The sequence below is a fragment of the Actinomadura meridiana genome, from assembly GCF_039537545.1.
In the GTDB taxonomy this organism is placed as follows: Bacteria; Actinomycetota; Actinomycetes; order Streptosporangiales; family Streptosporangiaceae; genus Spirillospora; species Spirillospora meridiana.
On the sequence record NZ_BAABAS010000026.1, the window covers coordinates 222,977 to 249,189 of the forward strand.

Annotated in this window: 18 protein-coding genes; 9 read left to right on the forward strand and 9 right to left on the reverse strand. The window is 66.8% G+C overall.

Annotation, left to right across the window (positions count from 1 at the left end):
• Positions 1 to 411 (reverse strand): WXG100 family type VII secretion target, encoded by a 411-nt coding sequence (locus ABD808_RS32965; protein WP_344905433.1) that lies wholly within the window; start codon positions 409 to 411, stop codon positions 1 to 3.
• Between the two features lie 160 nt (positions 412 to 571).
• On the opposite strand from ABD808_RS32965, the gene ABD808_RS32970 reads away from it, so the two are divergent.
• Positions 572 to 1,153: an AAA family ATPase gene (locus ABD808_RS32970; protein WP_344905436.1), complete on the forward strand. Its 582-nt coding sequence runs from the start codon at positions 572 to 574 to the stop codon at positions 1,151 to 1,153.
• A 122-nt stretch (positions 1,154 to 1,275) separates the two neighbouring features.
• Positions 1,276 to 1,665 (forward strand): hypothetical protein, encoded by a 390-nt coding sequence (locus ABD808_RS32975; protein WP_344905439.1) that lies wholly within the window; start codon positions 1,276 to 1,278, stop codon positions 1,663 to 1,665.
• A gap of 22 nt (positions 1,666 to 1,687) precedes the next feature.
• Here the strand turns inward: ABD808_RS32975 and ABD808_RS32980 are convergent, their stop codons facing one another.
• From ABD808_RS32980 to ABD808_RS33000, 5 genes are all read right to left on the reverse strand, one after another.
• Positions 1,688 to 5,035, reverse strand: a complete 3,348-nt coding sequence (locus ABD808_RS32980; protein ID WP_344905442.1) for an ATP-dependent helicase — start codon at positions 5,033 to 5,035, stop codon at positions 1,688 to 1,690.
• Between the two features lie 95 nt (positions 5,036 to 5,130).
• On the reverse strand, positions 5,131 to 8,241 hold the full coding sequence (locus ABD808_RS32985) for an ATP-dependent helicase (RefSeq protein WP_344905947.1): 3,111 nt from the start codon (positions 8,239 to 8,241) through the stop codon (positions 5,131 to 5,133).
• A 165-nt stretch (positions 8,242 to 8,406) separates the two neighbouring features.
• The gene (locus ABD808_RS32990; protein ID WP_344905445.1) at positions 8,407 to 8,715 is read right to left on the reverse strand and encodes an MGMT family protein; all 309 of its coding nucleotides are present in this window, start codon (positions 8,713 to 8,715) and stop codon (positions 8,407 to 8,409) included.
• Between the two features lie 18 nt (positions 8,716 to 8,733).
• Positions 8,734 to 10,581: a S8 family peptidase gene (locus ABD808_RS32995; RefSeq protein ID WP_344905448.1), complete on the reverse strand. Its 1,848-nt coding sequence runs from the start codon at positions 10,579 to 10,581 to the stop codon at positions 8,734 to 8,736.
• Between the two features lie 47 nt (positions 10,582 to 10,628).
• Positions 10,629 to 11,399, reverse strand: coding sequence for a hypothetical protein (locus ABD808_RS33000; protein ID WP_344905450.1), 771 nt, complete (start codon positions 11,397 to 11,399; stop codon positions 10,629 to 10,631).
• 375 nt (positions 11,400 to 11,774) lie between these two features.
• Here ABD808_RS33000 and moeZ point away from each other — a divergent pair, with 375 nt between their 5' ends.
• Both moeZ and ABD808_RS33010 read left to right on the forward strand, forming a co-directional pair.
• Positions 11,775 to 12,956 (forward strand): adenylyltransferase/sulfurtransferase MoeZ, encoded by a 1,182-nt coding sequence (gene moeZ, locus ABD808_RS33005; protein WP_344905452.1) that lies wholly within the window; start codon positions 11,775 to 11,777, stop codon positions 12,954 to 12,956.
• 73 nt (positions 12,957 to 13,029) lie between these two features.
• The gene (locus tag ABD808_RS33010; RefSeq protein ID WP_344905454.1) at positions 13,030 to 13,755 is read left to right on the forward strand and encodes a hypothetical protein; all 726 of its coding nucleotides are present in this window, start codon (positions 13,030 to 13,032) and stop codon (positions 13,753 to 13,755) included.
• 93 nt (positions 13,756 to 13,848) lie between these two features.
• On the opposite strand, the gene ABD808_RS33015 is transcribed toward ABD808_RS33010, so the two are convergent.
• On the reverse strand, positions 13,849 to 14,133 hold the full coding sequence (locus ABD808_RS33015) for a hypothetical protein (protein ID WP_344905456.1): 285 nt from the start codon (positions 14,131 to 14,133) through the stop codon (positions 13,849 to 13,851).
• 187 nt (positions 14,134 to 14,320) lie between these two features.
• Here ABD808_RS33015 and ABD808_RS33020 point away from each other — a divergent pair, with 187 nt between their 5' ends.
• From ABD808_RS33020 to ABD808_RS33040, 5 genes are all read left to right on the forward strand, one after another.
• Complete coding sequence (locus ABD808_RS33020) at positions 14,321 to 15,175, forward strand: helix-turn-helix domain-containing protein (RefSeq protein WP_344905459.1); 855 nt, start codon at positions 14,321 to 14,323, stop codon at positions 15,173 to 15,175.
• Positions 15,175 to 15,426, forward strand: a complete 252-nt coding sequence (locus ABD808_RS33025; RefSeq protein WP_344905462.1) for a DUF397 domain-containing protein — start codon at positions 15,175 to 15,177, stop codon at positions 15,424 to 15,426. Before ABD808_RS33020 ends, ABD808_RS33025 begins: the two co-directional genes overlap by 1 nt.
• A gap of 136 nt (positions 15,427 to 15,562) precedes the next feature.
• A complete protein-coding gene (gene darT, locus ABD808_RS33030; RefSeq protein WP_344905465.1) occupies positions 15,563 to 16,189 on the forward strand; it encodes a type II toxin-antitoxin system toxin DNA ADP-ribosyl transferase DarT in 627 nt (208 codons plus the stop codon).
• Between the two features lie 56 nt (positions 16,190 to 16,245).
• Positions 16,246 to 17,298, forward strand: a complete 1,053-nt coding sequence (gene darG / locus ABD808_RS33035) for a type II toxin-antitoxin system antitoxin DNA ADP-ribosyl glycohydrolase DarG (protein ID WP_344905468.1) — start codon at positions 16,246 to 16,248, stop codon at positions 17,296 to 17,298.
• Positions 17,299 to 17,356: 58 nt separating this feature from the next.
• On the forward strand, positions 17,357 to 17,530 hold the full coding sequence (locus ABD808_RS33040) for a hypothetical protein (RefSeq protein WP_344905471.1): 174 nt from the start codon (positions 17,357 to 17,359) through the stop codon (positions 17,528 to 17,530).
• A 686-nt stretch (positions 17,531 to 18,216) separates the two neighbouring features.
• On the opposite strand, the gene ABD808_RS38710 is transcribed toward ABD808_RS33040, so the two are convergent.
• Positions 18,217 to 18,600, reverse strand: coding sequence for a CPCC family cysteine-rich protein (locus ABD808_RS38710; protein WP_425549003.1), 384 nt, complete (start codon positions 18,598 to 18,600; stop codon positions 18,217 to 18,219).
• Positions 18,601 to 19,304: 704 nt separating this feature from the next.
• A complete protein-coding gene (locus ABD808_RS33045; protein WP_344905474.1) occupies positions 19,305 to 26,021 on the reverse strand; it encodes an RHS repeat-associated core domain-containing protein in 6,717 nt (2,238 codons plus the stop codon).
• Positions 26,022 to 26,213: the final 192 nt, after the last annotated feature.

Below are 26,213 nucleotides of genomic sequence, written 5' to 3' on the forward strand. Positions count from 1 at the left end.
TCAGCCGCCGATACCCCAGATCTCGTTGATCCTGGCGCGAATCCTTTCCTCTGTCCCCCGGTAGGCGGCGGCGGTTCCACGCAGCCGCGGCGCTATACCGTCGATGTGATCGGCCAGCCGTTTCCCATTCGATCGCCATGAGTCGACGAGCACGGACAGTTCCACGGACGAGGTGAAGCCGGTGATGCCCTCGGCTGCGGCATCGGTGGGCTGCCCCGTAGCGCCGAGTCCACGCCGCACGAAATCCGCGACGTTCTCACATGACCGAGCAGCGTCTTTGAGTAACTTCAGCTCGTGATATTCGAGTTCGCCCGGATCGTCCAGGACGGGGCTGGGAATCGGAGGGGCCGGCGCCCGAGACGGGAACCCCTCCGGATTCGGGTATCTTTCCAGCCCAGACCGTTCTGACATCCCAACCTCCAGCGAATCGAGGCAAGCTGCTGGACATCCTCAGCAAGATCAATATCTTGGTCGATGAACAATCAACCCGATCATACTCACCCCCCCGTCAATACGTAACTGGTCAGGTCTGAAGTGATCAGTGAGCTGCTGAGGGTAGCCAGGGTTGGCCGTGGGTGAGCTGGGTGAGTGCTTCGAGCATGGTGAGCCCGTTGCGGGTGCAGGTGGCCAGGTAGCTGCGGATAGTCAGCTCCATCAGGTCCACGGGGCCAAAGCCACTTCCGTAGAAGCGCTGGCGAACACACCCGGCGTCGTCCTCATCGATGAGATTGACGTCCACCTACATGTGAGCTGGCAGAAGAAGATCGGTGAATGGCTGAAGAGTCACTTTCCGCGAATTCAGTTCATCGTCAGTTCACACAGCCCTTACATCTGCCAGAGCGCCGACCCTGGAGGCTTGATTCGGCTACCTGGGCTCGGCGAAGACGTACCGCCGCGTGTGGTGGACGAAGACCTCTTTGAGCGTGTCGTGTATGGAAGTGGCGACGACGCACTGCTCACCGACCTGTTCGGCGTCGACTCGCCATACTCGGGCCAGGCCGAGGAAATGCGCCGTCGGCTCACGTCGCTGGAACGAGCCGTCCTGCATGGCCGAGCGAGCGAAGCGGAAACACAGGAGTACGAACAACTGCGCGACCGGCTGACCAGTTCACTCACCGCCCGGGTGGACGAGGTCGCCGCGAGGATCGCCTGACCGAATGATCCCCATCCAGCGGACCACGCTTCCGCCCGAGGCCGCACGATCGGTTGCAGGCGCGCGCGGCAAGTCTGCACGCGACCCTTGGAAGCTTTCCTCGTGGGGAGAATGGAGAGCCGTTGCTCATCGATCCGTCCAACGGGGACCCCTACGACCATCTTGAACTCATGCCGAGCACCGGCCGCTATGAGGCGGTTACCGACTGCGGCGAAGCGACGATCGAGGTCTTTCGGCTGAACCGGGCCGACCTGGAACGAGGCCGGAAATCCGCCTTCGTTCGAATCAAATCGATGCTGCGGGACCACGCCCAACTGACTGAGGATGGCAGGGACGAGGAAGCCCACGAGATAGTGGCCTCCCTCCAGGACCAGCCCTTCGCCGACGTGCTGTACGCGATGCTGCGTTTCCGTGACTCTCCCGGGGCTTCCACGGTGCTCGGAGATCCGAACCTGCCTGCGCTCTTGGACAACCCGGTCTTCCACTTCTGGCCGGAGGCCCGATCAGCGTAGCCAAGCTACCTGCACGCTCCGGCTAGGCGGCGGGGACGGTCTCCAGTAGGGCGGCGAGGCCCGCCGCGTCCAGGAGGTCGGCCGGGCGGACGGTGACGTTCGCGGCGACGTAGTGGAACGCGGCACTGACCTGGTCGACGTCCAGCCCGCGCAGTTCTGCCCAGGCCAGGCGGTACGCGGCTAGCTGTACCGAGACGTACCGGGCCTCGTCGCCGGACGGGGGTGCGCCCGTCTTCCAGTCGACGATCTCGTACCGGCCGTCGCCCGTCCGGAAGACGGCGTCCATGCGGCCCCTGATCAGCCGGTCACCGATGATCGTCTCGAACGGGACCTCGATGTCGAGCGGTTCCCGCGCCGCCCACTCCGACTCCTCGAAACGGGCGCGCAGCCGGGCGAGTTGCGCGTCGTCGGCGGCGCCCTCGTCGGCGGCGCCGGGCAGTTCGTCCGGGTCGAGGAGGCGTTGCTGCCCCCAGCGGCTCTCCAGCCAGGCGTGGAACGCGGTGCCACGCCGGACATAAGGCGCGGGCGGACGCGGCATCGGGCGGCGGATCTGGCGGGCGAGCGCGGCGGGGTCGCGGGCCAGCGACACCAGCGACGACACCGACAGATGCGCGGGGAGTTCGACGAGCAGCCCGTCACCGCCGCGGCCCCGGTCGCGTTCGGCGAGGAGCAGTTCGACGTCGCGCGCCCACGCGGTCATGCGGGACCGGTCGGCGTCGGACAGTCCGTCGTGCCCGGCCCAGTGCCTGGTCCGTCCGGCGATCTCGTCCTCGACCATCCCGGCGGCCTCGACGATGGCCTCGTACCGTTCGCGGGCCGTCCGGTCGCCGCGTTCGCCGGGCGCGACGGGCCACTGGGCTTCGTCGGCGTCCGCCAGGAGGGGGTTCGCGGCGCCCTCCTCTGGTGGGTCGGCCCAGGCGGCGACGGTTCCGGCACCCGTCACGCACACGGCGCGGATCTCCTCCAGGAACGGGGAGGGCCCGAGCGGGCGCGACGACGTCCCCCACCAGTAGCCGGTGGCGATGAGCAGGCTGGACGCGCGCGTCACCGCGACGTAGGCGAGCCGCCGTTCCTCCCGCAGGTCGCGCTCGGAGCAGGCCCGGTCGAACGCGGCGAGTTCGTCCTTGTCGAGGCCGGTCAGGGGCGGCAGGTCGGCGCGGTCGCCGCGCAGCATGAACGGCAGGACGCGCGGGTTCGCGGTCCAGCGGGTGGCGTTCTGCGGCGGCGACGGAAAGATCGACCCCTTGGCGGGCGCGCCGCTCTTCTGCGGGACGTACGACAGCCCGGGAACGATCACCACCGGCCATTCCAGCCCCTTCGAGGCGTGGACGGTGAGGAGTTTCACGCTGTCGGTCTCGCCGACCCGTCCGGCCTCCAAGCCGAACTCCTCGGTCTCGGCGGCCTTGAGGTAGGCGAGGAACGCGCCGAGGGTCGGGTCCTCGGCGTCACCGGCGAAGGTGGCGGCGGCGCCGATGAAGGCGTCCAGGTCGGCGCGGGCGGTGACGGGGTCGAGGCCGGAGCGGGCGGCGACCTCGATGTCGAGACCGAGCGCGCGTTCCACCTCGTTGACGAGGTCGGGCAGCGGCAGCCCGACCTGGCCGCGGAGATTGCGCAGCTCGTCGCGGAGGCGCCGGAGCCGCGCGTGGCCCTCCGGCGAGTACACGTCGGGCGGGCCGAGGTCGTCGAGCGCGTCGATGAGGCTGCCCGTCTCCTGGTTCAGCTCGGTGACGAGTTGCCGCAGCGGATCGTCCTCGGCGTCGGGGGCGGCGGGCACGGGTTCGTCCGGCGGGTCCTCGGTCTCGGGTGGGGTGACGTCGCGCGCGGAGTCCTGGGCCAGGACGCGGGCGCGCCGTCCGAGGGCGACGAGGTCACGCGGGCCGAGCCGCCAGCGCGGGCCGGTCAGAAGCCGGGCCAGGGACGCACCGGCCGTCGGGTCGTGCATGACGCGCAGCGTGGCGACGACGTCCTGCACCTCGGGGACGGTGAGCAGCCCGCCGAGGCCCACCACCTCCACCGGGACGCCGCGCGCCTCCAACGCCCGCCTGATCAGCGGGAACTGCGATCGTTTCCGGGCGAGGACGGCGATGTCGGCGTACCGCGGCGGCTCGGGCTGCGGCCCGCCGTCGGGCGCCGTGCCGGGCTCGGCGGCGCTCATCAACCGGACGATTCGGGCGGCGATGCGGTCGGCCTCGTCCTCGACGGTGGCGAACAGCGCGCATTCGACGCGTCCCCGGCCCTCGCGCCCGGCGCCGGGGACGAGGCGCGGCACGGCCTGCGTGTCGGCCCGCAACTCCTCCTGGACCTTGGCAGCCGCCTCCAGGATCTGCTCCCCGTTCCGGAACGACCGGCTCAGCTGCACGACCGGCGCGGGCACCGGACGCCCCCCGGACGCCAGTGGGAAGTCGTGGGCGAACCGCAGCAGGTTCCCGGCGCTGGCCCCTCGCCATCCGTAAATCGACTGGCACGGGTCACCAACCGCCGTCACGGGGTGCCCACCCGCGAACAGTGACTTCAACAGGACGAGCTGTGCCTGAGACGTGTCCTGGTACTCGTCCAGCAACACCACCGAGAACCGGGACCGTTCGATCATCCTGACCTCGGGATGCTTGTAGGCGATGCGCGCGGCGAGGGCCATCTGGTCGCCGTGGTCGACGACCTCCCGGTCGGCCTTGACGCGCCCGTACGCCTCGATAAGCGGCAGCAGTTGTTCGCGAACGGCCTGCTTACCGAGGATGTCGCGCTGCGCCTTGAGGGGCTTCTTCAGCGCGGCGAAGCGTTCGTCGAGCCAGATGCCGACCTTGCGGACATCGTCGGCGGTCCGCAGATGTTCCGACAGGTCACCGGAGAGTTCCATGACGGCCTTCGTCACGGTGTCGGGCTGCCATTCGACGAGGTCCATGGGCCCGTCGTAGGCGTCGACGGCCCGCGAGCAGAGCTGCCACGCGACGGCCGGTGAGATCAGCCGCATCGTCGGCTCCAGCGCCTCGCGAAGCGCGTGGTCGCCGAACAGCCGCGCCGCGTACGAGTGGTACGTCGACACCATCGGCTCGCCGTCGAACAGCGCCTCGCCGCCGAGCCGGTCCAGCTCGTCGCCGGGCAGGGCCTCGCGCAGCCGGTCCAGCCGTTTGCGCACGCGGACGCCCAGCTCGGCGGCCGCCTTGCGGGTGAACGTCAGGCCGAGCACCCGCTCGGGCCGGACGAACCCGTTCGCGACCAGCCAGACGACGCGCGCGGCCATCGTCTCGCTCTTGCCGGACCCGGCGCCCGCGATGACCGCCATCGGCGCCATCGGCGCGTCGATCACCCGGGCCTGTTCGTCCGTCGGCTCCGGGATCTCCAGCAACCGGGCCAGCTCTCCCGGCGTGATCACCTCGCTCCCCCCGAGCTAGTCGTTCTCCGCACCCCGTCCACCTACGGCTACTCGCCGACGCGCGCCCGCGGCTACTCGCCGACGCGCGCCCGCGGCTACTCGCCGACCTGGCCGCCCTCGTCGTGGACCGGGCAGCAGGAGCGTACGGGACACGTCCGACACTTGTCGTTCGCCTTCGCCTGGAAGACCTCGCCCGCCATCCCGGTCGCGACGATCTCGATCAGCTTCTTCGGCCACTCCGGGTCCTCGTCGTCGGCGGGCGGCGGCTGGCCCTGCTCGCGCGCCGCCTTCGCGAACGCGCCCTTCCCGACCTGGACGAGCTTGGCCCCGCCCGGCTCGATCAGCCCGTGCCGCTCGAACGCGCCGAGCATCACCGCGTACTGGTACACGCCGAGCTGCGGGTGCCGGGCCAGGTCGTCCGAAGGGACGGCGGTGGACGACGTCTTGATGTCGATGATGACGGCGCGGCCGTCCTCGTCGCGTTCGGCGCGGTCGATGCGTCCCTTGATGACGACGCGGCCGAGGTCGACCTTGAACGACTCCTCCAGGGCGACGACCTCGTTGGGGTTGTCGCGATGCCAGGCGAGGAACTTGTCGACCATCCGCGCGGCCTGCTCGCGTTGCTTCTGCGAATACCAGGAACTGCGGAACTCCAGGTCGTTCCAGATCTCGTTGAGCCGTTCGGCGACATGGGTCTCGTCGAGGCCGTCGTCCGCGCCCGCCATTTCGGCGACCGCGTGGATGACCTTGCCCATGGTGCTGTACTCGTTGGGGCCCCCCTCCTGCGCGCCGACCGCCGACGCCAGCAGCCAACGCAGCCCGCACGTGGTGAACGCCTCGACCTGGGACGGCGAGATGGTGATGGGCTCGTCCTCGGCGAACGCGGGCCCCGAATTGGACAGCGCGGTGATCGCGTACCAGCTCTCCGGTTTCGCGCCGCGCACGCCTGAGCGCGCCAAGCGTGCCAGGTGCCCGGCGGCGGCTCGCCTTAGCGGTTCCGGACGGGACGGGTCAGCGACAACGGAACGCAGATCGGCGACCAACGCCGACAGGGACAGCCACCGCGTCTTTTCATCCAACTGCGATTGTTCGATGGCGCCCGGCAGCAGTTCGTTCAGGAACCGGGACGGACGCTCCTCGGTGTCGTCGCCACCCACCGCCGTCACAACGAGCCGTTTACGCGCGCGCGTGACCGCGACGTAGAACAGGCGGCGTTCTTCGTCCATCATCTTGGCCGCCATGGACGCGCCCGCTGCGGCCTCGCCGTCCGGTTCGGCCCCTGCGGCGTGCTCGATCAGTTCTTCGACGCCGAGCAGCGAACCGCGCAGCCGCACGTCCGGCCACACGCCCTCCTGGACGCCCGCGACCACGACGACGTCCCATTCCAGCCCCTTGGAGCGGTGCGCGGTGAGGATCCGGACCGCCTCGCCATCCGGGGACTGCTCGGCGAGCGTGTCACCGGCGATCTCCTGGGACGCGATCGTGTCGACGAACAGTTCCGGCCCCGCCTGCGGCAGTCGGTCGACGAACCGTGCGGCATGGTCGAACAGCGCGACGACGGCATCGAGGTCACGGTCGGCAGCCGCACCCCGCGTCCCGCCCTTGACGCTCTGCGCCAGAAGGACATCCGCTTGCCCGCTCTCCTGCCACACGGCCCACAGCACGTCCTCGGCGGTTCCGCCTTCATGGACGCTCTTTCGCGCCACGTCGATGAGATGCGCGACCCGTTCGGCGGGTGCACGAACCTTCTCGTGGACGAGAACCAGCTCGCGCGGGTCGTTCACAGCCGCCACGAGCAGTTCCCCTAGCGGACGCTGCCCTCCCGACAGCTCTTCCAGGTCACGCAGGGCCCGTTTCAATCTCCGCATGGCCAGCGCGTCGGCACCACCCAACGGACCTGTCAGCAGGTCGTCGGCGACGACCTCGTCCAAGAAGCCCTTCTTCAACGCCGCCCGAAGCAGCACCAAAAACGGCCGGACGGCAGGCTCACCCATCAGGGGAACCTCGTCACCGGCCACGACCACCGGCACACCGGCCTGCGCGAGCGCGCGCCGCAGCACCGGGACCTGCCTCACCGCGCTGCGTACGAGGACCGCCATCCGCGACCACGGGACGCCGTCCAGGAGGTGCGCGCGGCGGAGTTCGTCCGCGACGAGCGCCGACTCCTGGCTCTCGGAATCGGCGATCACGGCCCGCACTTCGCCGTCGAGATCCTCCAGGGGACGCAGGTCGCGGTGCTCGGCGGCCCCCGCCGACCCGGCCGGAAGACGCCGCGCGATCCGCCGCGACGCCGCCAGGATCTCCGGACCCATCCGCCGACACGTCCGCAACGCCACCACTGGCGCGGGATCGCCGTTCAGGGTGCGGAACCGGTCGGGGAACTCCTGGATGCCGCGTACGTCGGCGCCTCGGAAGCCGTAAATCGACTGGTCCGGGTCGCCAACGACGACGAGGTCGCGACCATCGCCAGCAAGGTGTTTCAGCAGGGCTTCTTGCGCTGGGTCGGTGTCCTGGTACTCGTCGACGAACACGGCGTCGTAGGCGTCCTGCTCGCGGATCCGCAGTTCTTCATTGGCGAGCATGTTGGCAGCCACGAAAATCAGCTCGCCGTAGTCGAACGTCTGGACGGGGTCGAGCGCGAACCGCTCCGCGTACCGCTCCATGAAGTCGCCAATGGCGGGCCAGTCATCGCGGCCGCGCATGCGTCCGAGCCCAACGAGGTCTTCGCCGACGTAACGTCGCTCAGTCGCGCGCAAGGCGAAGTCACGCAGTTCTTCGGCGAACCCGCGTGTCGCCAGAGTGGCCCTCAACCGTTCGGGCCAGTCGCGCGCACCGTCCGCCAACTCGCCTTCGAGAAGCCGCCGCACTTCGAGGAGCTGCTCCGGCCCCGACAGCAGCCGGGGCGCGGGCTCCTCCTCCAGCACGGCGTCGCGGCGGAGCAGGGCGTAGGCGTAGCTGTGGAACGTGAGCGCCAGCGGTGTCCGCGTCGTCCGTTGCAGGCGGCCCGTGATCCGCTGGCGCAGCTCCCCCGCCGCCTTCCGGCTGAACGTCAGGACGAGCACACGCTCCGGATCGACGCCCCGGTTCTCGATGCGGTCGACGACCGCCTCCACGATCGTCGTCGTCTTCCCGGTGCCGGGCCCTGCCAGCACCAGCATCGGCCCGCCCGCATGGTCGACGACCCGCTGTTGCTGCTCGTCGAGCATGGGCGGGACGGCGCGCGCGGGACCGGCGCGGCGCACGAGACGGTAGCTAGCTGGCGGCACAACAGTTCATTGGAACAGATCACCGGGACGGTTCTGACAACAACGCACGCATGTCGCGCGAGAAACACCCTGTCAGTCGGAAACACCGCCTCAGGCGGAAACGGGTCAGGTCTGTCCGGCCCAGCGCGCGCGGGCCATGTCGACGCGGCGACCGTCCGGACGCAGCGGCGTCCCCTCGACGCGGTACTGCTCGTGCGCCTCGATCTCGTGGCCGCTCGCCGGGCTGCCGTCCGCGCGCGTCACGCGCCACCACGGCACGGCGCCCCCGTACAGCGACATCACACGCCCCACCTGCCGGGGCCCGCCCCGTCCGACCAGTTCGGCGACGTCACCGTAGGCGAGGACACGGCCGGGCGGGATCCGCTCCACAGCGTCCAGGACCGCCTCGGCGTACTCGTCGGGTTCAGACCACATCCGACGATTCTCGCGCGCTCACGACGTCCCGCCAGGCGGCGCCCACCCAGACGACGACCCGTCCTGCTCCTCAGGCGGCCCAAACGAAGGCGACTCCCCCTGCGAATCAGATGGCGCGTCCTGCGAATCAAACGACGTGGCTGGCGGCGCACCTTGCGGCTCAGGCGGCCCAAACGAGGGCGGCGCACCCTGCGCACCGGACGGCGCACCCTCCGGCTCAGGCGGCTGGAACACCGGCGGCGCCCCTTGCGCACCGGGCGGCGCACCCTGCGGCTCGGGCGGCCCGAACGACGGCGGCGCGCCCTGCGCACCAGGCGGCGCGCCCTGCGGCGGGCCCTGCGGCGCGGGCGGGGGGCCCTGCGGCGCACCGAACGGCGCGTCCTGCGGCTCGGGCGGCCTGAACGACGGCGGCGCACCCTGCGCGCCGGGCGGTGGGCCCTGGGGCGAACCTGGCGGCGGGCCCTGTGGATCGGGTGGCCGGAACGACGGTTGTTGCCCCGGCGCTCCGGGCGGTGGCTGCTGACCGAGGGGACGGCCGGGCGGGGGTGGCCCCTGCTGGCGTGGCGGGCCGTACAGTGGCGGCCCCATCTGCCCGGCGGGCTGCGGCGGGCCGGGGCGTTGGCCGCCCATCGGTGGGCCCATCGGCATCGGGCCCATCAGGCCGACCTGCGGGCCGCCCGCGAGTCGCGGATGGCGGCGCCGGAACGTCATCGCGATCATGACGGCCATGGCCGTCCCGACGATCCCGGCGACCACGATCCCGACGATCAACGGCGTGACCCAGCCCGGCCGGTCGATGACCTCCACCGGCCCCGGGTCGTCCTTCCCGAACCGCTGTCCGGCGGCCTTTCCGGGCTTTCCGCCCGAACCTCCTGCGGCCAGCGCGTCCGCCGCCGACAGCGCGCGGGGGGCGTGCACCTCGCCGAACCCGATCTCCGCGTTGTATCCGCCGGACGGCGTGTGCCGGACGCTCTGCAACAGCGACTGCGCGACCAGCGCGGGCGCCATCTTCGGATGCTTGGCGCGGATCAGAGCGGCGATCCCGGACACGAGCGCGCTGGAGTCACTCGTCCCAGCGCTGGAGAAGTACTCGTCGCCAGGCCCCGCGACGGGGATGTCCACCCCGGGCGCGGACAGCAGCACCGAGTAGTTGCGGTTGGAGAACGGCGCCCGAGCATGACCGGGCTCAGTCGCCGCGACCGCGATGACCCCTGGGTACGACGCGGGGTACGAGTACGGCGCATACCCGTCCCCGTCAAGCACGCGCTGGTCGTCGCCGTCGTTGCCTACTGCGGAGACCACGACGACGCCCTTACCGATGGCGTAGCCGATGGCCTCCCGCTCCTCGGCGACCTCTTCGTCCTTGCCCAGCGACAGGTTGATGACGTCGGCGCCATGGTCGGCGGCGTACCGGATGCCCCGCGCGACCGCCGTGTCCGCGTTCTGGGACGTCCGATAGCGGGCGTAGCTCTTGTCCTCCGGCTCACCGATCGCCCGGACGGCGAGGATCCGGGCCTCCGGGGCGATCCCGATGACACCGTCACGGTTCCCCGCGCCGTGCCCGTGGCCCGCGATCAACGACGCCATCCCCGTCCCGTGCAAACGGGCGGGTTTCGTCCCCGCGTCAACGTCGGCGAGCATGTTCGGCCCGGTCGTGACCGATCCCGCTAGGTCAGGCTGCCCGGCGTCGACCCCGGAGTCGACAACCGCGACCGTAACGCCCTTCCCCTTCGTGATTCCCCATGCGGCCTTCACGCCGAGGACGTTCAGAATGGGCTGCTGCCGGTCGCGGACGATATCGGCGCGCGCGGGAACAGGAATCAACCACGTCCCGGCCAACGCGACCGCCGCGACCGCACCGGCCACAGCCCTCGTCCTACCCGTTGCTCCCCGCCCCGACATCCGTACTCCCGTCAGCATTCCCACTCGGGTTTGTCGCAGTCCGGCAGCGCCTTCGCGGACAGCGCCCGCGCGACCGCGTGCCCCAACTGCGCCGCCAGGGCGAACGGCTCACCCGGCCGCTGCTTCTTGATCGCGGCTGCCGGACGCCCGTCCGTCTGCCCGGACGTCGTCAGCACGACATACGGACCCCCGCGGTCGGTCGTACGGTCCTGCCGGGCCGGGTCGGTGAACTTGGCGGCCGCCGTCCCGGGGAACGCTGCCGCGTGCAACGCCGGACGGACCGGCCCCGTCCCGTCCACGCTCTGCGAACCGGGAAGCTCCTTGAACGCCTTGTCGGCGCTCCACGGATCGGCGAACACCACCACGCCGACCGTCGTCACGATGCCCTCAAGCTGATCGACGTACGTGGCGCGCAACACGGCCCGGCAGCCGTGCCTGCCGATCGTCGTCGCGATCTCCGCGTCGACGGCCTGCGCGCAGGTCGTGTCGGGGACGATCCCCATCCGCGTCGCGTACTCGCTGTGCCCCACCGTCGGGGCGTAGCTGATCCGCTCGGGGAAGATGCGCTGCGCGGACCACGCCTGCCACCGCCGCTCCACCTCCTTGTTCGCGGCCTGTTGCAACTCCGCGTTGGTGGGGTCGCGGTTCAGGGTCGTCCAGGCGCCGGTGAGGGAAATCACGGTCGAGACCAGGTAGCAGCACCCGACGACGAGCGCGATGACCATCCACTGCCGTCCGCGCAGCCCGAGGACCGTCGGGGGCGGCGGGCCGACCGGCCCCATGAAGGGCATGGACGGTGCCCCGGGCGGGCCGTGGAACCCACCGGGTGGGCCACCGGGCGGGCCGCCAGGAGGACCACCGGGCGGACCACCGGGAGGCCCGGCGGGCGGACCGCCGGGCATCATGCCGGGCGGCCCCCCGGCGGGCATGCCGGGTTGCTGAGGGGGCCGCGGCGGGGGCGGCTGCTGAGAGGGGGGCAGGAATGCCACAACAGTCAAGATTAACTGTGCTTCACGACATTCCGCCCTGACATTGCGGTGAGGAGACCGTCCGAGTTGGGGAACGTCCGGGAATGCACCAGCGCATGGCAAGGTTGTGCGGTGGTAGGACGAACACGTCCCCGCCCCAAAACCAGCGTCAGCACAGGAGCACCCACCGTGTCGTTGCCACCTCTGGTCGAGCCCGCAGCGGAGCTCACCCGCGACGAGGTCAACCGCTACTCGCGGCACCTGATCATCCCCGACGTGGGCATGGCCGGGCAGAAGCGCCTCAAGAACGCCAAGGTCCTGGTCGTCGGCGCGGGCGGACTCGGCTCACCCGCCCTGCTCTACCTCGCCGCCGCGGGGGTGGGCACCCTCGGCGTCATCGACTTCGACGTCGTGGACGAGTCCAACCTGCAACGCCAGGTCATCCACCGCCAGTCGTCCCTGGGCAAGCCGAAGGTCGAGTCCGCCGCCGAGACCGTCCGTGAGATCAACCCGCTGATCGACGTGGTCGTGCACGACCTCGCGCTCGACCGCGACAACATCATGGACATTTTCTCCGGCTACGACCTGATCTTGGACGGCACGGACAACTTCGCGACCCGCTACATGGTGAACGACGCGGCGGTCCTCTTGGGCAAGCCGTACGTGTGGGGCTCGATCTACCGTTTCGATGGGCAGGCCTCCGTGTTCTGGGCGGAACACGGCCCCTGCTACCGCTGCCTCTACCCGGAGCCGCCGCCGCCCGGGATGGTCCCGTCCTGCGCCGAGGGCGGCGTGCTGGGCGTCCTGTGCGCGTCGATCGGTTCCATCCAGGTCAACGAGGCCATCAAGCTCCTCACCGGCATCGGCGAGCCCCTCGTCGGCCGCCTGATGATCTACGACGCCCTGGAGATGACCTACCGCTCGGTCAAGGTCCGCAAGGACCCGGAATGCCCCCTGTGCGGCAAGAACCCCACCCAGACCGAACTCCTCGAGGACTACGAGGCGTTCTGCGGCGCCGTCTCCGAAGAGGCCGCCGAGGCCGCCCAGGACTCCACGATCACCGTCCACGACCTCAAGGCCATGCAGGACCGCAACGACGACATCTTCCTGGTCGACGTCCGCGAGCCCAACGAGTACGAGATCGTCTCCATCCCCGGGGCGACCCTCATCCCGAAGGGCGAGTTCCTGAACGGCTCCGCCCTGGAACTCCTCCCCCAGGACAAGAAGATCGTCATCCACTGCAAGTCGGGCGCCCGCTCCGCCGAGGCCCTGGCCGTAGTGAAGAACGCGGGCTTCTCCGACGCCGTCCACGTAGGCGGCGGCGTCCTGGCCTGGGTCAACCAGATCGACCCGTCCCAGCCCACCTACTGACCGGAGGCGAAGGCCCCCGGACCCCCGGAAAATAAGGGGTCCGGGGGTCTTCGTGGTGGCATGATCTTCGTTCATGACAATTGAACACCGAGTCGTGTCCGGCGTCGCGGCTCTGGCCGTCGGCGCGGGATTGCTGGTCGGCGGCGTGGCCGCCGCCAACGCCGAGACACTGACGTTCCGCGTCCAGGTGCCGAGGCATCTGTCCGTCAGCAAGGGCGAGTACAGCAAGTCCTGCGCCATGGACGTGTGGGTCTGGGGCACCGAGGGGCCCACGGTCGCCTATTCCAAGGTGTCCGTCATCGCCCCCAACGGCCATAACCCACCCCCGTACAACAGAGTCCTCCCCGGTGAACAGGTCGGATATGGAGTCGGTTGCGCGACCGTCCCCGACCACGCGGGCAAGTACCGCATCCGCGTCGTCGCCTACAACAAGAGCGGAAAAGCTCTCGGCAGCCGCGAGGACTACTGGTACGAGAAGCTCGACACCGTAGTCCAGAGTTACAACGCCGCACCAGAACCGGTCCGCAAGGGCAAGACCCTGTACGTGTCAGGACGCCTGCGCCGTGTGAACAACATCGGTACCGGCTACACGGCGTACTCGGGCAAGACGATGCGGATCTATTTCCTCCCCAAGGGCTCCAAGACCTGGACCTACATGGGTTCCACCACAACGAACAGCAGCGGCAATTTCCGCAAAGGCTTCAAAGCCAAGGCATCGGGAACGTGGCGCGCCTACTTCCCCGGCACAAGCAGATTCGACAAGCAGCCGTCCCGAGACGACTACGTCCAGGTCCGCTGAACTGAGTTCGGCCGCACCGCGACGGACGAGGGCACGGGCCATGTGACGGGCGCCACCGTGTCGGTCGGTGGCGCCCCATCGGTCGTCCGGCTACTACCGCGAAAGCCAGACCACCTCCGACCCCATCCGCCTCGAAGCGCTCTCCGGCGTGAGCCACCGCGCGAACCAGTGCCCACTGAGCGGCACGGTCGCGGCCGACCCGTCCGGCATGACGATCCCGTATGCAACGAGTTCGTCCAGCACCGCGTCACCTTCGCCGAGGTCCTCCCGCACGAGCGCGAACAACCGAGGCGCCACACCCCCACCCAGCTCGACGGCCCACTTCGCCACGTCGGCGTGGTAGACAGGCATCAGTTCGGATTCCTGGATGTCATCCATCACGGGTGCTCCTCTCCGAGCAACCGGCCGGGACGGACAAAGCCGCCAAGCACACATCCGTCCCGGCCTCTTGAGTTTTGCGAAACTCCCTGCATCCATCCGGACACAGTCGGTATAGTCGCACTGCACCAACCGTGAGGCAAGTTGCTTCACGTAATTGAGACCGCTCATTTTGGGAGGCCGAGAGATGGCTGCCACCCCCAGGCCCGGGACCCTGCGCTCGCAGTGGCTGGGGCAGCAACTCCGCGAACTTCGCGACAGCAAGGGCATCCTTCTCAAGGAGGCCGCCGAGTACCTCCAGCGCGACACCGCAACACTCAGCCGCTACGAGACGGGCTTCTACCCGATCCGCCGCCCCGACCTCTTCGCCCTTCTCGACCTGTACGGCATCTCGGACGCCTCGCTACGCGACAAGCTGCTCAACCTGAGCAAGGACGTCTGGCAAAAGGGCTGGTGGGACGGCTACGCCGACGATGTGGCCGGTCACCTGATCGACTACATCTGGCTGGAGTCCCGCGCCACCCACATCCGCTCGTACGCCGCGATGGTGGTCCCCGGCCTGCTCCAAACACCGGATTACGCAAGAGAAGTGATCCGGATCAACGAGCCCGGAGCCACCTCCGATCAGATCGACCGATGGCTCGAACTACGTCTGACCCGCCAGCAGATCCTGGCGGGCGACACCCCAACCCGCCTCTCGGCCGTCTTGGACGAGGCAGTCCTCCATCGCCAGATCGGCGACCCCCGAATCATGGAGACCCAACTCCGCCACCTCGCCGACCGTTCGACCGCCGCCTCGGTTGACGTCCGGATCCTTCCGTTCCGCGCTGGCACACCGGCGAGCACGAACGGCAACTTCTCGATCTTCGAACTGCCAGACCCCTTTCCAGAGGTCGCTTACACCGAGACGTTGGCCGGAGCCCTCTACATCGAGTCTCCCGAGAACGAGAACTTCACCCGAGCGTACGCTGGTCACAAGAGGCAGGCCATCGAACCCTCCGACTCGATCAACATGATCTTGTCAGCAGCTGAGGAATGGTAATGAGCACGTCAGAAACGCACACAACACTCACCCCCCAAGAACGCGCAGACGTCGCCTGGCACATCAGTACCTTCAGCCCCGACCATGGCGGCAGTTGCGTAGAAGCAGGCCCGCTAGCGGACGGCACCGACCGCGTCGCCGTCCGCCACAGCCACCACCCAGACGCCGAGGTGATTCTCTACACTCGCGCCGAGTGGGAAGCCTTCATCCAAGGCGTCCGCAACAACGAATTCGACTTCTTCGCCAAGTAGGCCTCCAACGGCGCGCGGACGGGCACCGTACGACCTGTCCTAGCGAACCCGATCCGTCTCCCGGACCTAGCACGACGCTCCGCACGGGACCGTGCGACAGCCCGCTGTCGGTGACCACCGTTAGGCTCGCAGCCTCATGATGGACTCGATCGATCCCTGGTTGCTGCACTTCACGCATCTCAACAACCTTGTTGAGATCGCGCGTACAGGGCTGCTCGCCGACAACCGCCGCGGGGCCGATGTCCGCGAGTGTGGTCAGCCCACCATCAAGCAGCGCCGACGGACGCGCCAAGTACCGTTGCCACCCGGAGGGGTGGTGGCCGACTACGCGCCGTTCTACTTCGCTCCGCGCTCCCCGATGCTCCGGAGCATCCTCGGCGGCCGAGTGGAGGAGTACGACAGCGATCAGACGCACCTGGTGTATCTGTTGGCGCAGCTCTCACGGGTGGAGAGCGCCGGACTAGCATGGGTGGCGACGGACCGTAACGCGGTCCTCCAAACGGCAAGATTCACCGGCGATGCGGCAGACCTGGCCGAACACATCGACTGGGAGATCATGAGCGCCCGTTACTGGGGGAACACACCGGAGGACGGTTCGCGTCGCGAGCGGCGGATGGCCGAGTTCCTCGTCCACGGCAGCGTCCCATGGAGCGTCTTCAGCCATCTCGCGGTTTGCTGCGATGAACGAGCCACCGAGGTGGCCGATCTGCTCGGCGAGGCGCAGTCCAAACTCAGTACTCGTGAAGCCCGATTGGTACTTTGACGTACCCACGGGTTGCCCCTGTCAGGGACTATGGAGCCGGGGAGGAGGCGAGTCGGATGATCGTTGAACGGACCGGGAACCTCCTGCGCGACGATGCCCAGGCCCTCGTGAACACGGTCAACACCGTCGGCGTGATGGGCAAGGGGCTCGCCCTACAGTTCAAGCGGGCCTTCCCCGCCAACTTCAGGGCATACGTTCAAGCGTGCGCGGACCATCGGGTCCGTCCCGGAAAGATCTTCGCCACCTCGATGGACGGAGATCGGTGGATCCTCAACTTCCCCACAAAACGCCATTGGCGAAACCGGTCCCGGATCGACGACATTCGCGCCGGACTGGACGACCTGGTACGGACTCTGGTCGATTTGAGAGTCACCAGCGTGGCGATCCCGCCGCTGGGCTGTGGCAACGGGGGGCTCGATTGGGACCAGGTCCGTCCCTTGATAGTCAACAAGCTCGGCGGCCTGGATGTCGAAGTCCGCTTGTACGGCCCAGCCACGCCAGCACCCGAGGAAATGCTGGTGGGCCTGGAGCGCCCACGTATGACAAGGAATCGCGCTCGACTACTCGCCGGGCTACGCCGATATGCGGAAACAGCTTATGAGGCCGGGGTAGCCGTCGACGTCAACACTTCTCTGCTGGAAACTCATAAGGTCGCTTACCTCTTCCAAGGCGCTAACCTCACCTTGGGGTATAATTTCGAACGTGGCCACTATGGCCCTTTCTCCAACGACCTGAACCGTGATCTTTCCAGCATGGAAGGCCATTATCTCATCGGATACGGCGACGGCACTGGAGGCGCGAAAGCCGACCTACGGCTGCTGCCTGCGGCGGACGCGGCAGAGACGGCCATCGCGGACGACCAGATGTTCCGGCGCTCCTGGCACAAGGTCTCTCAAGCCGTGTCGGGTTACGAGTATCCCGATGGCATGGAGCTGTTGAGTACAGTGCACTACCTCGCCGCGCTCCGAACTGATCCTTTCCACGATCAAGACATCGCCACAGAAGTCGCCCAGTGGAGCCCCCGCAAGAGCCGCCTCTTCAGCTCCGACGACGTCCACACCGCACTTCGACGTCTACGTGAGGTCGATCTCCTTTATCTTGGCAACTGACGCACGGTCACGTTCCGCTACCCCACGCCTTGCGGAGGTCCCTCATCAGCAGGAGAAGGTGCATCAGGTCGCTGGGGCCGGGGTCGAACTTCCCGATCACCTCGCCTGCGGGCGTGACCCCTCGCAATACGTCGACAACCAGGGCGCGACCGAGACCACTCCCCTGGACAGCCACCTCGACGCCAAGGCGGGTGAGTACGACGGCTGGCTGGTGACATCAGCCGACCCTTGAGCAAGCCTCTGCGGAGCCTGAGCCGCCACCACAGAGGCAGGCGCAAACGCGCAGTAGCCAACCGCCCACCTTTGCTCGTCATCCTGGTCGGTCACGACGCATACCCGAGAAGACCACAACTGGTTCCCAGGGCTGGGTCTACCTTAAAGGCCGTTCCCTTACCCGCTGTAGAGGGCACGGAAGACGCCTAGTCACCAATATTCATCGACGAATCAAGAGGATCGATGTTCCTGGCATCATAGACCCGGATCTTCAACGAACTCGGACCGCCAGAGGTTTCACAAGCCGTTGACGGATTCGTCTTTTGAGCTCTCACTCGACGCCCCGTTATCATCCACCCTCCTCAAGGAACACTCAACGGCAGATGCAGGTGCCTTCTTGCGTCACCTGCATCTGCCTTCTCAAGCAAGGCTGATAGGAAAAAAGAATTCGGATAGCCATTTACTTCTTCATCATTCATTGCCCCAGATCTGCGACCAGACGGAGATCATCATCTCGTTACAGGGCCCTGACCTGCCGTATGGCCTGAGGAGCCTCCTCTGAGAAGGCGTCGCGCACTGAGATCCCCAGGCGGTGCCCAAGGGCCAGCAGGAACACCTCCTTTTTATTGGAGTTCAGGATCGCCAGGACTTGATCTCGGGTATTCATTACTGCGCGCCGATGTGGGCTGCGACTCACACAACCTCTCACGAGTCGCCGCCGGGGCGCCAAAATTCTTTGCGCCACCAGTAAAGGCGGGTGCGGTCAAGAGGCCATGGCAGTCGACTCGAAAGGTCTTCGAAATTGTCTTTGCTCGGGTCTGCCGGCCGCCAGCCCGGGTCAACGGACTCGGACTCCTCCGGCGCTCTCACCAGGTCAATGAACTTGCGGCGCGATGCCCCGAACTCTATGAATTCCTGTTGTGATTCGAGGAGCGAGAGACGATTGGCCCCCCCCGCGAGCTGCGGCCAGCGAAGCTGTACGTTGTCGTCTTCCCAGAAGCAGACCGGACAGATCTCGTAGGAGCCTGGTGGCTGCGTGTGAACCCTGCGTCCACAACAAGGGCAAGGAAACCTCTCCACTCGACTCACCCCCCGAGCTCAAACCCCGACTGCCGTCCGAAATAGGCTGCCGGATCGTCCGGTATGAAGTAGGTAATGATTCCGTGCTCGCGCTTCATTCCGAACTCACCAGTTTCTTCATCAAGATAGTACGTGACACCTTCATCGCGTCTTATCGGTGAAGGACCTGTAACTCACCAGTACGGCGAGGAAGCCCGGGAAGCCCCAAGGAGGTCTAACGAGTTCGACTTCTTTATGTAGAACGATCCCCAAAGAATGGGCCGGGCGATCTTAATCGGTTCACCAAATGGATTCGAACTGGCATCCCTCGGTTACGCCGCCGAACATCGCAGATACTACCCTTTTCAGGTCACTCGCTGAAGACAATTCCGGAAGAGTCTCGAAGAGCTTTTTTCTGACATCAACAAGCGTCACACCTTTAGACTTCGGCCTTTGCTCCATCGTAAACCAAAGCCAGCAGCGGTAAGACTCTATATCATCGACGTAACCACCGTTTCGAAATAGTGGACAAAGGAACATTTCTCGGGAAGAAGATATTTGCCGAAGAAGCTCTCCTTCAGAAGACCAGCGCCTACTCAAGCGATGTGCAACGTCGTCGTTCTGAATCTGAACCAGATGATCCAACGTCACACTCCGGACAATAAAATCGTCGTCGCTCCACCGTACCGTCGTCCGGCGCCTGATCTGTGAACTTCCTGGCGTCACAGCCTATCCTAACCGTGCTCATTCGGGTCGAACCACTTCAGGGTGATCGGCGTGTCAGGATCTATTCTTCCATCTTGCACTCGCCGCCTGAGCTCATCGATGCGATGATGCCCGCCCAACTGACGTCCATCACGCAAGACGAGGATCTCATCCCCATCCGCAGGGTTTTGAATCGCCCTAAGGAGATCATCATTCGAGAGGCCTTCGAGAGCCGCCTCCTGCTCCCAATTTCGAGTCTTCTGGGTCGGCTTCAGGAAGGTGACTGCCTCGCCGGCAGTGGTGCTGTAACAGCTGTTATGAACCAAGAGCGGCTCATCGTCTGCCAGCGCGTAGTAGGTGTGGACCTTGGCGATGGTGAGGTTGTGGACACGTTGCTGATGAGCGGTTCGATACTTGGTGGCGGTGATCTGAACGTAGGTGCCGGTGCTGGTGCGGAGCCACATGCCGGGTTTGAGGTCGGCGGCCTCGACCCAGGCGTTGATGTCACCTGCGACCCAGAAGGGGTGGTTGTTGGTTGCGATCAGGACGCCGCTCTTGGTGAGTTCGGTACCGGTGACGCTTGCGGGAGCGGGTTCGTCGCCGGTCAAGCGAAAGCGGATCGGGGCGTCGGAGTCGACTGTGATCTGGACGAGGTTCTTGTCGCCCTTGCTGGTGATGGTGGCCAGGACGGGTTCCGCGCTGGTCTGGCCTGTCTCAGGGTCGGTGGCCAGCACCTTGTCACCGACGCGGACGTCTTGAATAGCCTTGGTGGTTCCGTCGGCAAGGACGACCCTCGTACCTGGAACGAAGCTGCTGGCACATCCCAAGAGCTTCTTAAGTGCGGCTCTTCCTGTCTGTCCTCCTCCGGTGCCGCCCGTTCCCCCAGGTCCGCCGTATCCTTCGGTGACGGCGGTTCCACCCGCCATCCCGATGCCCGCAAGGCGAAGGCATGCCATGATCCACGCCATGCAGGCGCCCGTGGCGGTCTCTCCCGCGACTGCGGCGGCCTCACAGCCACCGAAAACACAGATGGCTACTGCGATGACCGCTACACCGACGATCTTCTCGAATGTGGATGAATGGCTGGGCTTGTAGGTGTTGTAGCTGGGCACCGGAGAGCCGACGCTACAGCCGGTGTGGAGGGCCAGCCCCCCGTTGCAGGTCAGATGAGGTGGCTGTCGTTTTTGGGGGTGACTACGCCGCCACGAGGAGCTATTGATTCCGGTGCCGGGTGAAGGGTGTTTCGATGCGCAGTCCAGGCCACACCCACCTGTTGTGGCGGGTTTCGTATGACCAACATTGACGACCCCTGAGCCGCAGCGGTCAGGTGGGCAGAGGCCGGAGGGGTCGGCGCTGGTGACAGGGCCGTTGCCAGCGTAAGTGTAGCCGTTGAAGGATTGGTCGTCGGCCAGGTCGAGTAGGGGGTCGACGGAGATGAAGCGGCCAATGTCGGGGTCGTACTCGCGGGCGCCCAGGTGGGTTAGGCCGGTTGGGTCTTGGGTGCCGCCTACGAAGCCCTTGTCGTTGGGCCAGGTGGCGTCGTCGTCGAAGCCGCGGACGGCGCCGAAGGGGGTGGTGCGGCGGATGGTGGATTGTTGGGTGGTGGCGTTGACGGCGATTTGGGCCGTGCCCTGGTGGTCGCCGGTGAGGTAGGTGAGAGTGCCGTCGGAGGTGCGCATCGCGACGGTCTGACCCGCGAATGTGTAGTAGCGGGTGCCGGTGGCGGTGTTGGCGCCGCTCAGGGCGTTTAGTTCTGTGCCGTCCGGTAGGTAGAGGGTGGTGCCGGTGGGGTCCTTGCGGATGAGACGGTTGCCGTCTGTGTCGTAGACGAAGGTTTCGTCGTTTCCGTTCTCGGTGACCTTGGCCAGTTCGCCTTCGGTGTCCCATTGGAGGGTTTGGCCGGTGTTGGTGGTGCTGGCGTCGATGGTTCGGTGGGTGGTGTTGCCGGTGGCGTCGTAGGCGTAGGTGTCGGTGCGGTTTCCGGTGGGGCCGGTCTGGGTCACCTGGTTGAGGCGGTTGCCTTGGCCGGTGGGGGCGTAGGTGTAGGTGCGGGCGGTGTCGGCGATCCCGGCGATGCCGTGGCGGGTTTCCTTGGTGCGGTTGCCCGCGGTGTCGTAGGTGAAGGTCTGCCAGTAGGGAGCTGGGCCGCCGATGAGGGCGGTGGTGGGTTCTGATGCGCAGGTGTCGGTGGTCTGGGTCCAGGCGTCGGTGAGGCGTTGTAGGTGGTCGTAGGTGAAGCATTGGTTGTCGGTGCCGTCTCGGGAGACGTCGGTGATGGAGGTGATGTTGCCCGAGTCGGTGTAGTGGTAGGTGGCGTAGCGGTCGTTACCGTTGATGCCTTCGCGCAGGGTTTTGGCGGTGGAGAGGCGTTGGGTGCCGTACTCGTAGCTGAAGGTCTGCCAGGCGCGTTTGCCCGTAGTCCCGAACTCGACCATGTTCGGCTTGTTGGTCTTGGTGTAGCCAACTGCGCCGATGTGTGGCGTCTGGTTGGTCGGGCTCGTACCGCCGGTCAAGGTGATGGGGCGGAGGAGGTCGTCATAGCCGTAGAGAACTGACTCGGCAGGGAGGCCACCGCCGCCTGGGTGTCCCTGGGAGCGGATGGTTCCGTCCAAGTCGTAGCTGGTGCCGAACACGTAGGTGCCCGCCAGGGGGCCCAGCGACGCGGGAGCAGTGAGGGCCATCACGTCAGCGCGGCCCAGCTGGTCGTAGTGGCGGACGGTGCTGACGTAGTTGCCATCAGGGGTGTGGCGGGTGGCGGTGGCGAGTTTGCCCTTCCCGCGCAGGACGGTGTCGTAGGTGAAAGACGTCAGAACAGACCCGTCGGCCGCGTCGGCGCGGGTGGCGGTCTTGCGGCCGAGGCCGTCGTAGGTGGTGAAGACCTTCTTGCCACGGGCATCGGTGGTGGAGGTGACCCGGTCCAGGTCGTCGTAAGTGAGAGTGGTGATGCCCTTGTCTGGGTCGGTGGTCTTAACCTTGCGTCCGCGCAGGTCGTAGGTGGTGGTGAAGACGTTGCCGGACGGGTCGGTGACCGAAGCGAGCTCTCCGGACGGGGTGTAAGCAAAACCGGTGGCGTCGTAGTCGCCGGTAGGGGTGGCCGCCTTGTACTGGCGACGTTCGACGACCTGGCCCAGGGCGTTGCTGATTTGGGTGGTCGGAGTGCCGCCTTCGGGTGGGGTGACCGAGACGCGGTTGCCGCCGCCGTAAGCGTAGGTCGTGCGCCACAGTTCCTGGTCGGGTTGGGAACCGTTGCCCTGGGTCAGCTTCTCGACGGTCTTGCGGCCCAGGCCGTCGTACTCGGTCCGGGTTTGGGATTCGATGTTGCCGGGAGTGCCGACGCCGAAAAGGGCGGGAGCGGGGTCGCCTTCGGCTGCGTAGGGGGCGTAGGTCTTGACGACCTGGCCGCGCTCGTCGTGGAAGGTGTCGCTGATGAGGCGTCCGGTCTGCCCGGGTACCTGGGTTTGCCGGGGGCGCAGCCAGCCGTCCAACAGCGCGATCTGCTCGAGGCGCGGCATCCCTGTGGCCGTGATGCCCTTGGTGATGACCGCGACGATTTGTCCGTCTGTCACCTGGTATTGGAACTCACGGTTGGGGTCTTGGTTGTTGGCCTTGGACCTGTTGGGCAACCACACCTTGGTCAGTCGGCCGAGGGCGTCGTAGGCGAGGTCAGTGCGGAGGTTGAGGTTGGACTCGTCCACCTTCCTTACCGGGACGCCCCAGGCAGGGTCGATTTCCTGGTGGGTGGTCAGCGCGGTGGACGAGTTCCCCGGGGTGGCGGGAGGGGTGGTCGTGGTGACCTTGGTGTTCAGGCCTTGTGTGTCGGTGTAGGCCGTCGTGGTCGTCTGGTTGGCGGCATCGGTGACCTGGGTGGGCCGCCCGAAGGTGTCGTAGGCAGTCCGCGCCTTGGTGACGTAGGTGGGTGACGTTCCGTCATAGGCCGCGAGCGTCTCGACTCTGGTGATGTCGCCGATCGTGGGGGCGTCGCCGAAATCGCCGTCGTCGTAGAGAGTGCGGGCGTCGGCGACAACCTGACTGGGCCGATTGGGAGTGGCGGCGCACGCGACCGAGACGGTTTCCACTCGGGACTGGAAGTTCAGCATCCAGGCGCCGGTGTTGTCGGCGTATTCGGTGCGGGTGCATTTGTCGTCGGTGTTGTCGTTGACGTCGCCCAGGTCGTCGACCGCGGTGATCCTGCCGGTTCCTGGCCCGGAGTCCTTGTAGGTGTTGTCCGTTCGGGTTTCGAGCCAGCCGCCGCCGTCATTGACCGTCCACGATCTCTCGGTCTTGGTCGCGACCACGTTCGCGGTGGTCGTCCCCCACGAACGGGCTCGCGAGGCGGTCTGGACGCGCCAGGGGGTGTTGACCGTCTTGGCGTGGACACTGCCGCCTGGCGCGGTGTACTGCTCCGTCCTCAACGTGAACCCGGCGAAGGCGTCATGGTCGGTGAGGGTTCCGCCCGCACCATCGGGGACGGTCACCGATTTCTCGCCACCGTCCTTGTTCTTGCGGTCGCCGTCCATGCCGCGCAGGTAGTAGGCGTCAGCCTGGGTGGACGGATCGTCGAACGAACCCGTGAGCGTGCGGACGTGGCCATATCCACGCCATTGGGACCAAGTCTTGTTCTTTTCCTTGGTCAGCCCGTCATCGTCGTCGAAGTGCCAGGCCGAGCCGCCCAGGTACTGGTACTTGGTGGTCATGTCCGGAGAGAGCCCGGTGCGGTCGGTCTGGATCACCGAAGTCACCACGTATTTGTGGAACCAGTCGGTGATGGGGTCCTCATGGCCCGGCGGCGTCCAGATCACCGGCATGCACCGGGTCGTGTTCGTCTCCGGTGTCGGAAGGTCGGACAACGTACAGTCGGGCTCGGAGTAGTCGATGTCGAGCTGCCCGCCGGATTCGTCGTAGATCGCGCCGAGCCTGTAGCGGACATAGCCCAGAATGTCGTCGCCCGCCTTGTCCAGCCGGTTGTCCAGTTGGATGGAGTTGAAAGTGACCTTCGGCAGAGTGGCGGTGGTGCCGTCTGCGGCGTGGCCCGTGTGCTGGATGGCGTGGAGGAGGAGGTCCCTTTCGACGTCGGCGAGGCCCCATTCGTGGTTCAACGACCAGGAGTCCACCGGCCGGTACCCCGAACCGTCGGGCTTGAGGATCTGGGTGGTGACGTTCGTGAGGCGCTTGCGCGACCAGAACGTCGGGGAGACCGCTCCGTGGTCGTCCTTGCATTCCTGGCCGGAGTTGCAGTTCAAGTCCCAGGGGACGTCCCACCAGTAGTCCGGCTTCTCACCGATCTTGGACGGGTCACAGTTGAAGTTGGCGTCCGGGATACAGCGCTCGGACGTGGTGAAGGTGACCTGGGCGGGCGCCTTGGCGAACATGGCGTCCTTACGAAGACCGTACGAGATCGTCTTCAGATACCCGCCGCGAACATAGGCCGTCTCGTCTGTGGGGGTCAGGTTGCGGCCGTAGTGGTTGGTCTCCTGCCCGTAGGTGTACAGGATCGCGTTGCCACTGCGGTCGACGACATAGTCCAGGTTCCAGCGGTACGCCTGCTGGCACCACGAATCCTTGAACGACGACCCGTGGCAAGGCTCTCCTGAATCGTCGCCGAACACGGGGGCGGTCCAGGTCGAGTCGGTCTCGGGCTTGCCGCTCACCCAGCCGGGCGCCCGGTTGAGGCCGAAGAAGTACTGGGTCCCGTCGGTCGTGGTGACCTTCCAGTACTCGCCGTCGTTGTCACCGTTGTTGTTGGACGAACCGGTCAGTTTCTCGTACTTGGTGCCGTCATCGGCCTTCGTACGCCATGTGCCGTCGGAAGCCTTGATCAGCTCCCCGCCCTTGCCATTCCAGGTGACCGTCGCGTTGTCGTAACCCCAGCATTGGTCGCCCGGCGAGTTGCCCCACTCGTCTTTCGGAGCGCCATCGTCCTCGCACGCCTTGTACCGCCGCTCGATGTAGCCGGGCCACATCGAGAAGCCCTCACCGATCCAGGACGGCTGCCCATTGGTGTTGGCCGTCCGCCCATCGACGCTGCCCGACGAGTAGGAGATCTCGACATTCGGCGTCAACCCGCTCGGCACCGGCGGCACCCGCATCGGGTATGACCACGTGAAGTCGCCGTCATTGCCGCCGCCCTTCCACGTCGCCGATGCCTCCAGCGACGTGGCCTTGTAGTCGCCCTGCGAACTGTCGGAACCGGCGGTGGCGACAAGTAGCGTCACGTTCTGTCCCGCCGCTCCGGTTGCCGACGCCCCTGCCCTGGACACGGGAGCCGCCTCGACGTCGGCGGTCAGCGTCCGGGAAACTCCGTCATTGACCGCGTCAACTGGCACGGCCGCGCCGCACCTGGGGTCTGACGGAGTCGTCAGAGCGCACGACGGCACCCGCATCAGCCGCAACCGTGGACCGTAGGCACCGCCGAACGCCTGCGCGAACTTCGAATAGTTGAGCCGAAGCCTGACCCGTCCAGGCTCGGTGGCGTCGGTGCGCGCGACCGTGAACGCCAAACCGTTCACGCCAAGATTGCGCGCCTCCTGTCGCGACAAGACCTGCACCCGCACCCGCCCCGCCGCCGGGACAGCCCTCGCCGCGCGTTTCTCCCCCGGCGGAAGGATCTCCACCGGCAGCCCGCCCGCCTGAGCGCCCGTCCGGGACTCCTTCTGCGCACTCAGCGACGAGCTTGTCCCGGACGGCACCGCCACCTCGGCGACACCGGGCTTCGGCCACGCCGCCCTAGCAGCGGGCCCGGGCTTCACAGGGTCCGCCTTCCGTGGACGAACCTTCAACGGTCGGCCATCTACCGTGCGCTCGTGATCGGCGACCTTCGGACGATGGGAGTTCGGAGAATCCGCCATCGCCGGTGGCACCGAGGCAAGACCGGCCGCCATGGCCACCGCCATCACGATCACAACAATGCGCGCTGCCCGGCGCGGCTCAAGCACCAACGT

What these genes read in the sequence shown, in the direction of transcription:
- ABD808_RS33000 (WP_344905450.1), bottom strand. Translation starts at nt 11,399, where the DNA reads ATGGGGCCGGTCGGCCCGCCGCCCCCGACGGTCCTCGGGCTGCGCGGA.
- ABD808_RS33010 (WP_344905454.1), top strand. Translation starts at nt 13,030, where the DNA reads ATGACAATTGAACACCGAGTCGTGTCCGGCGTCGCGGCTCTGGCCGTC.
- ABD808_RS32965 (WP_344905433.1), bottom strand. Translation starts at nt 411, where the DNA reads ATGTCAGAACGGTCTGGGCTGGAAAGATACCCGAATCCGGAGGGGTTC.
- ABD808_RS33015 (WP_344905456.1), bottom strand. Translation starts at nt 14,133, where the DNA reads ATGGATGACATCCAGGAATCCGAACTGATGCCTGTCTACCACGCCGAC.
- ABD808_RS32990 (WP_344905445.1), bottom strand. Translation starts at nt 8,715, where the DNA reads ATGTGGTCTGAACCCGACGAGTACGCCGAGGCGGTCCTGGACGCTGTG.
- darT (WP_344905465.1), top strand. Translation starts at nt 15,563, where the DNA reads ATGATGGACTCGATCGATCCCTGGTTGCTGCACTTCACGCATCTCAAC.
- ABD808_RS33025 (WP_344905462.1), top strand. Translation starts at nt 15,175, where the DNA reads ATGAGCACGTCAGAAACGCACACAACACTCACCCCCCAAGAACGCGCA.
- ABD808_RS32985 (WP_344905947.1), bottom strand. Translation starts at nt 8,241, where the DNA reads ATGCTCGACGAGCAGCAACAGCGGGTCGTCGACCATGCGGGCGGGCCG.
- ABD808_RS33020 (WP_344905459.1), top strand. Translation starts at nt 14,321, where the DNA reads ATGGCTGCCACCCCCAGGCCCGGGACCCTGCGCTCGCAGTGGCTGGGG.
- darG (WP_344905468.1), top strand. Translation starts at nt 16,246, where the DNA reads ATGATCGTTGAACGGACCGGGAACCTCCTGCGCGACGATGCCCAGGCC.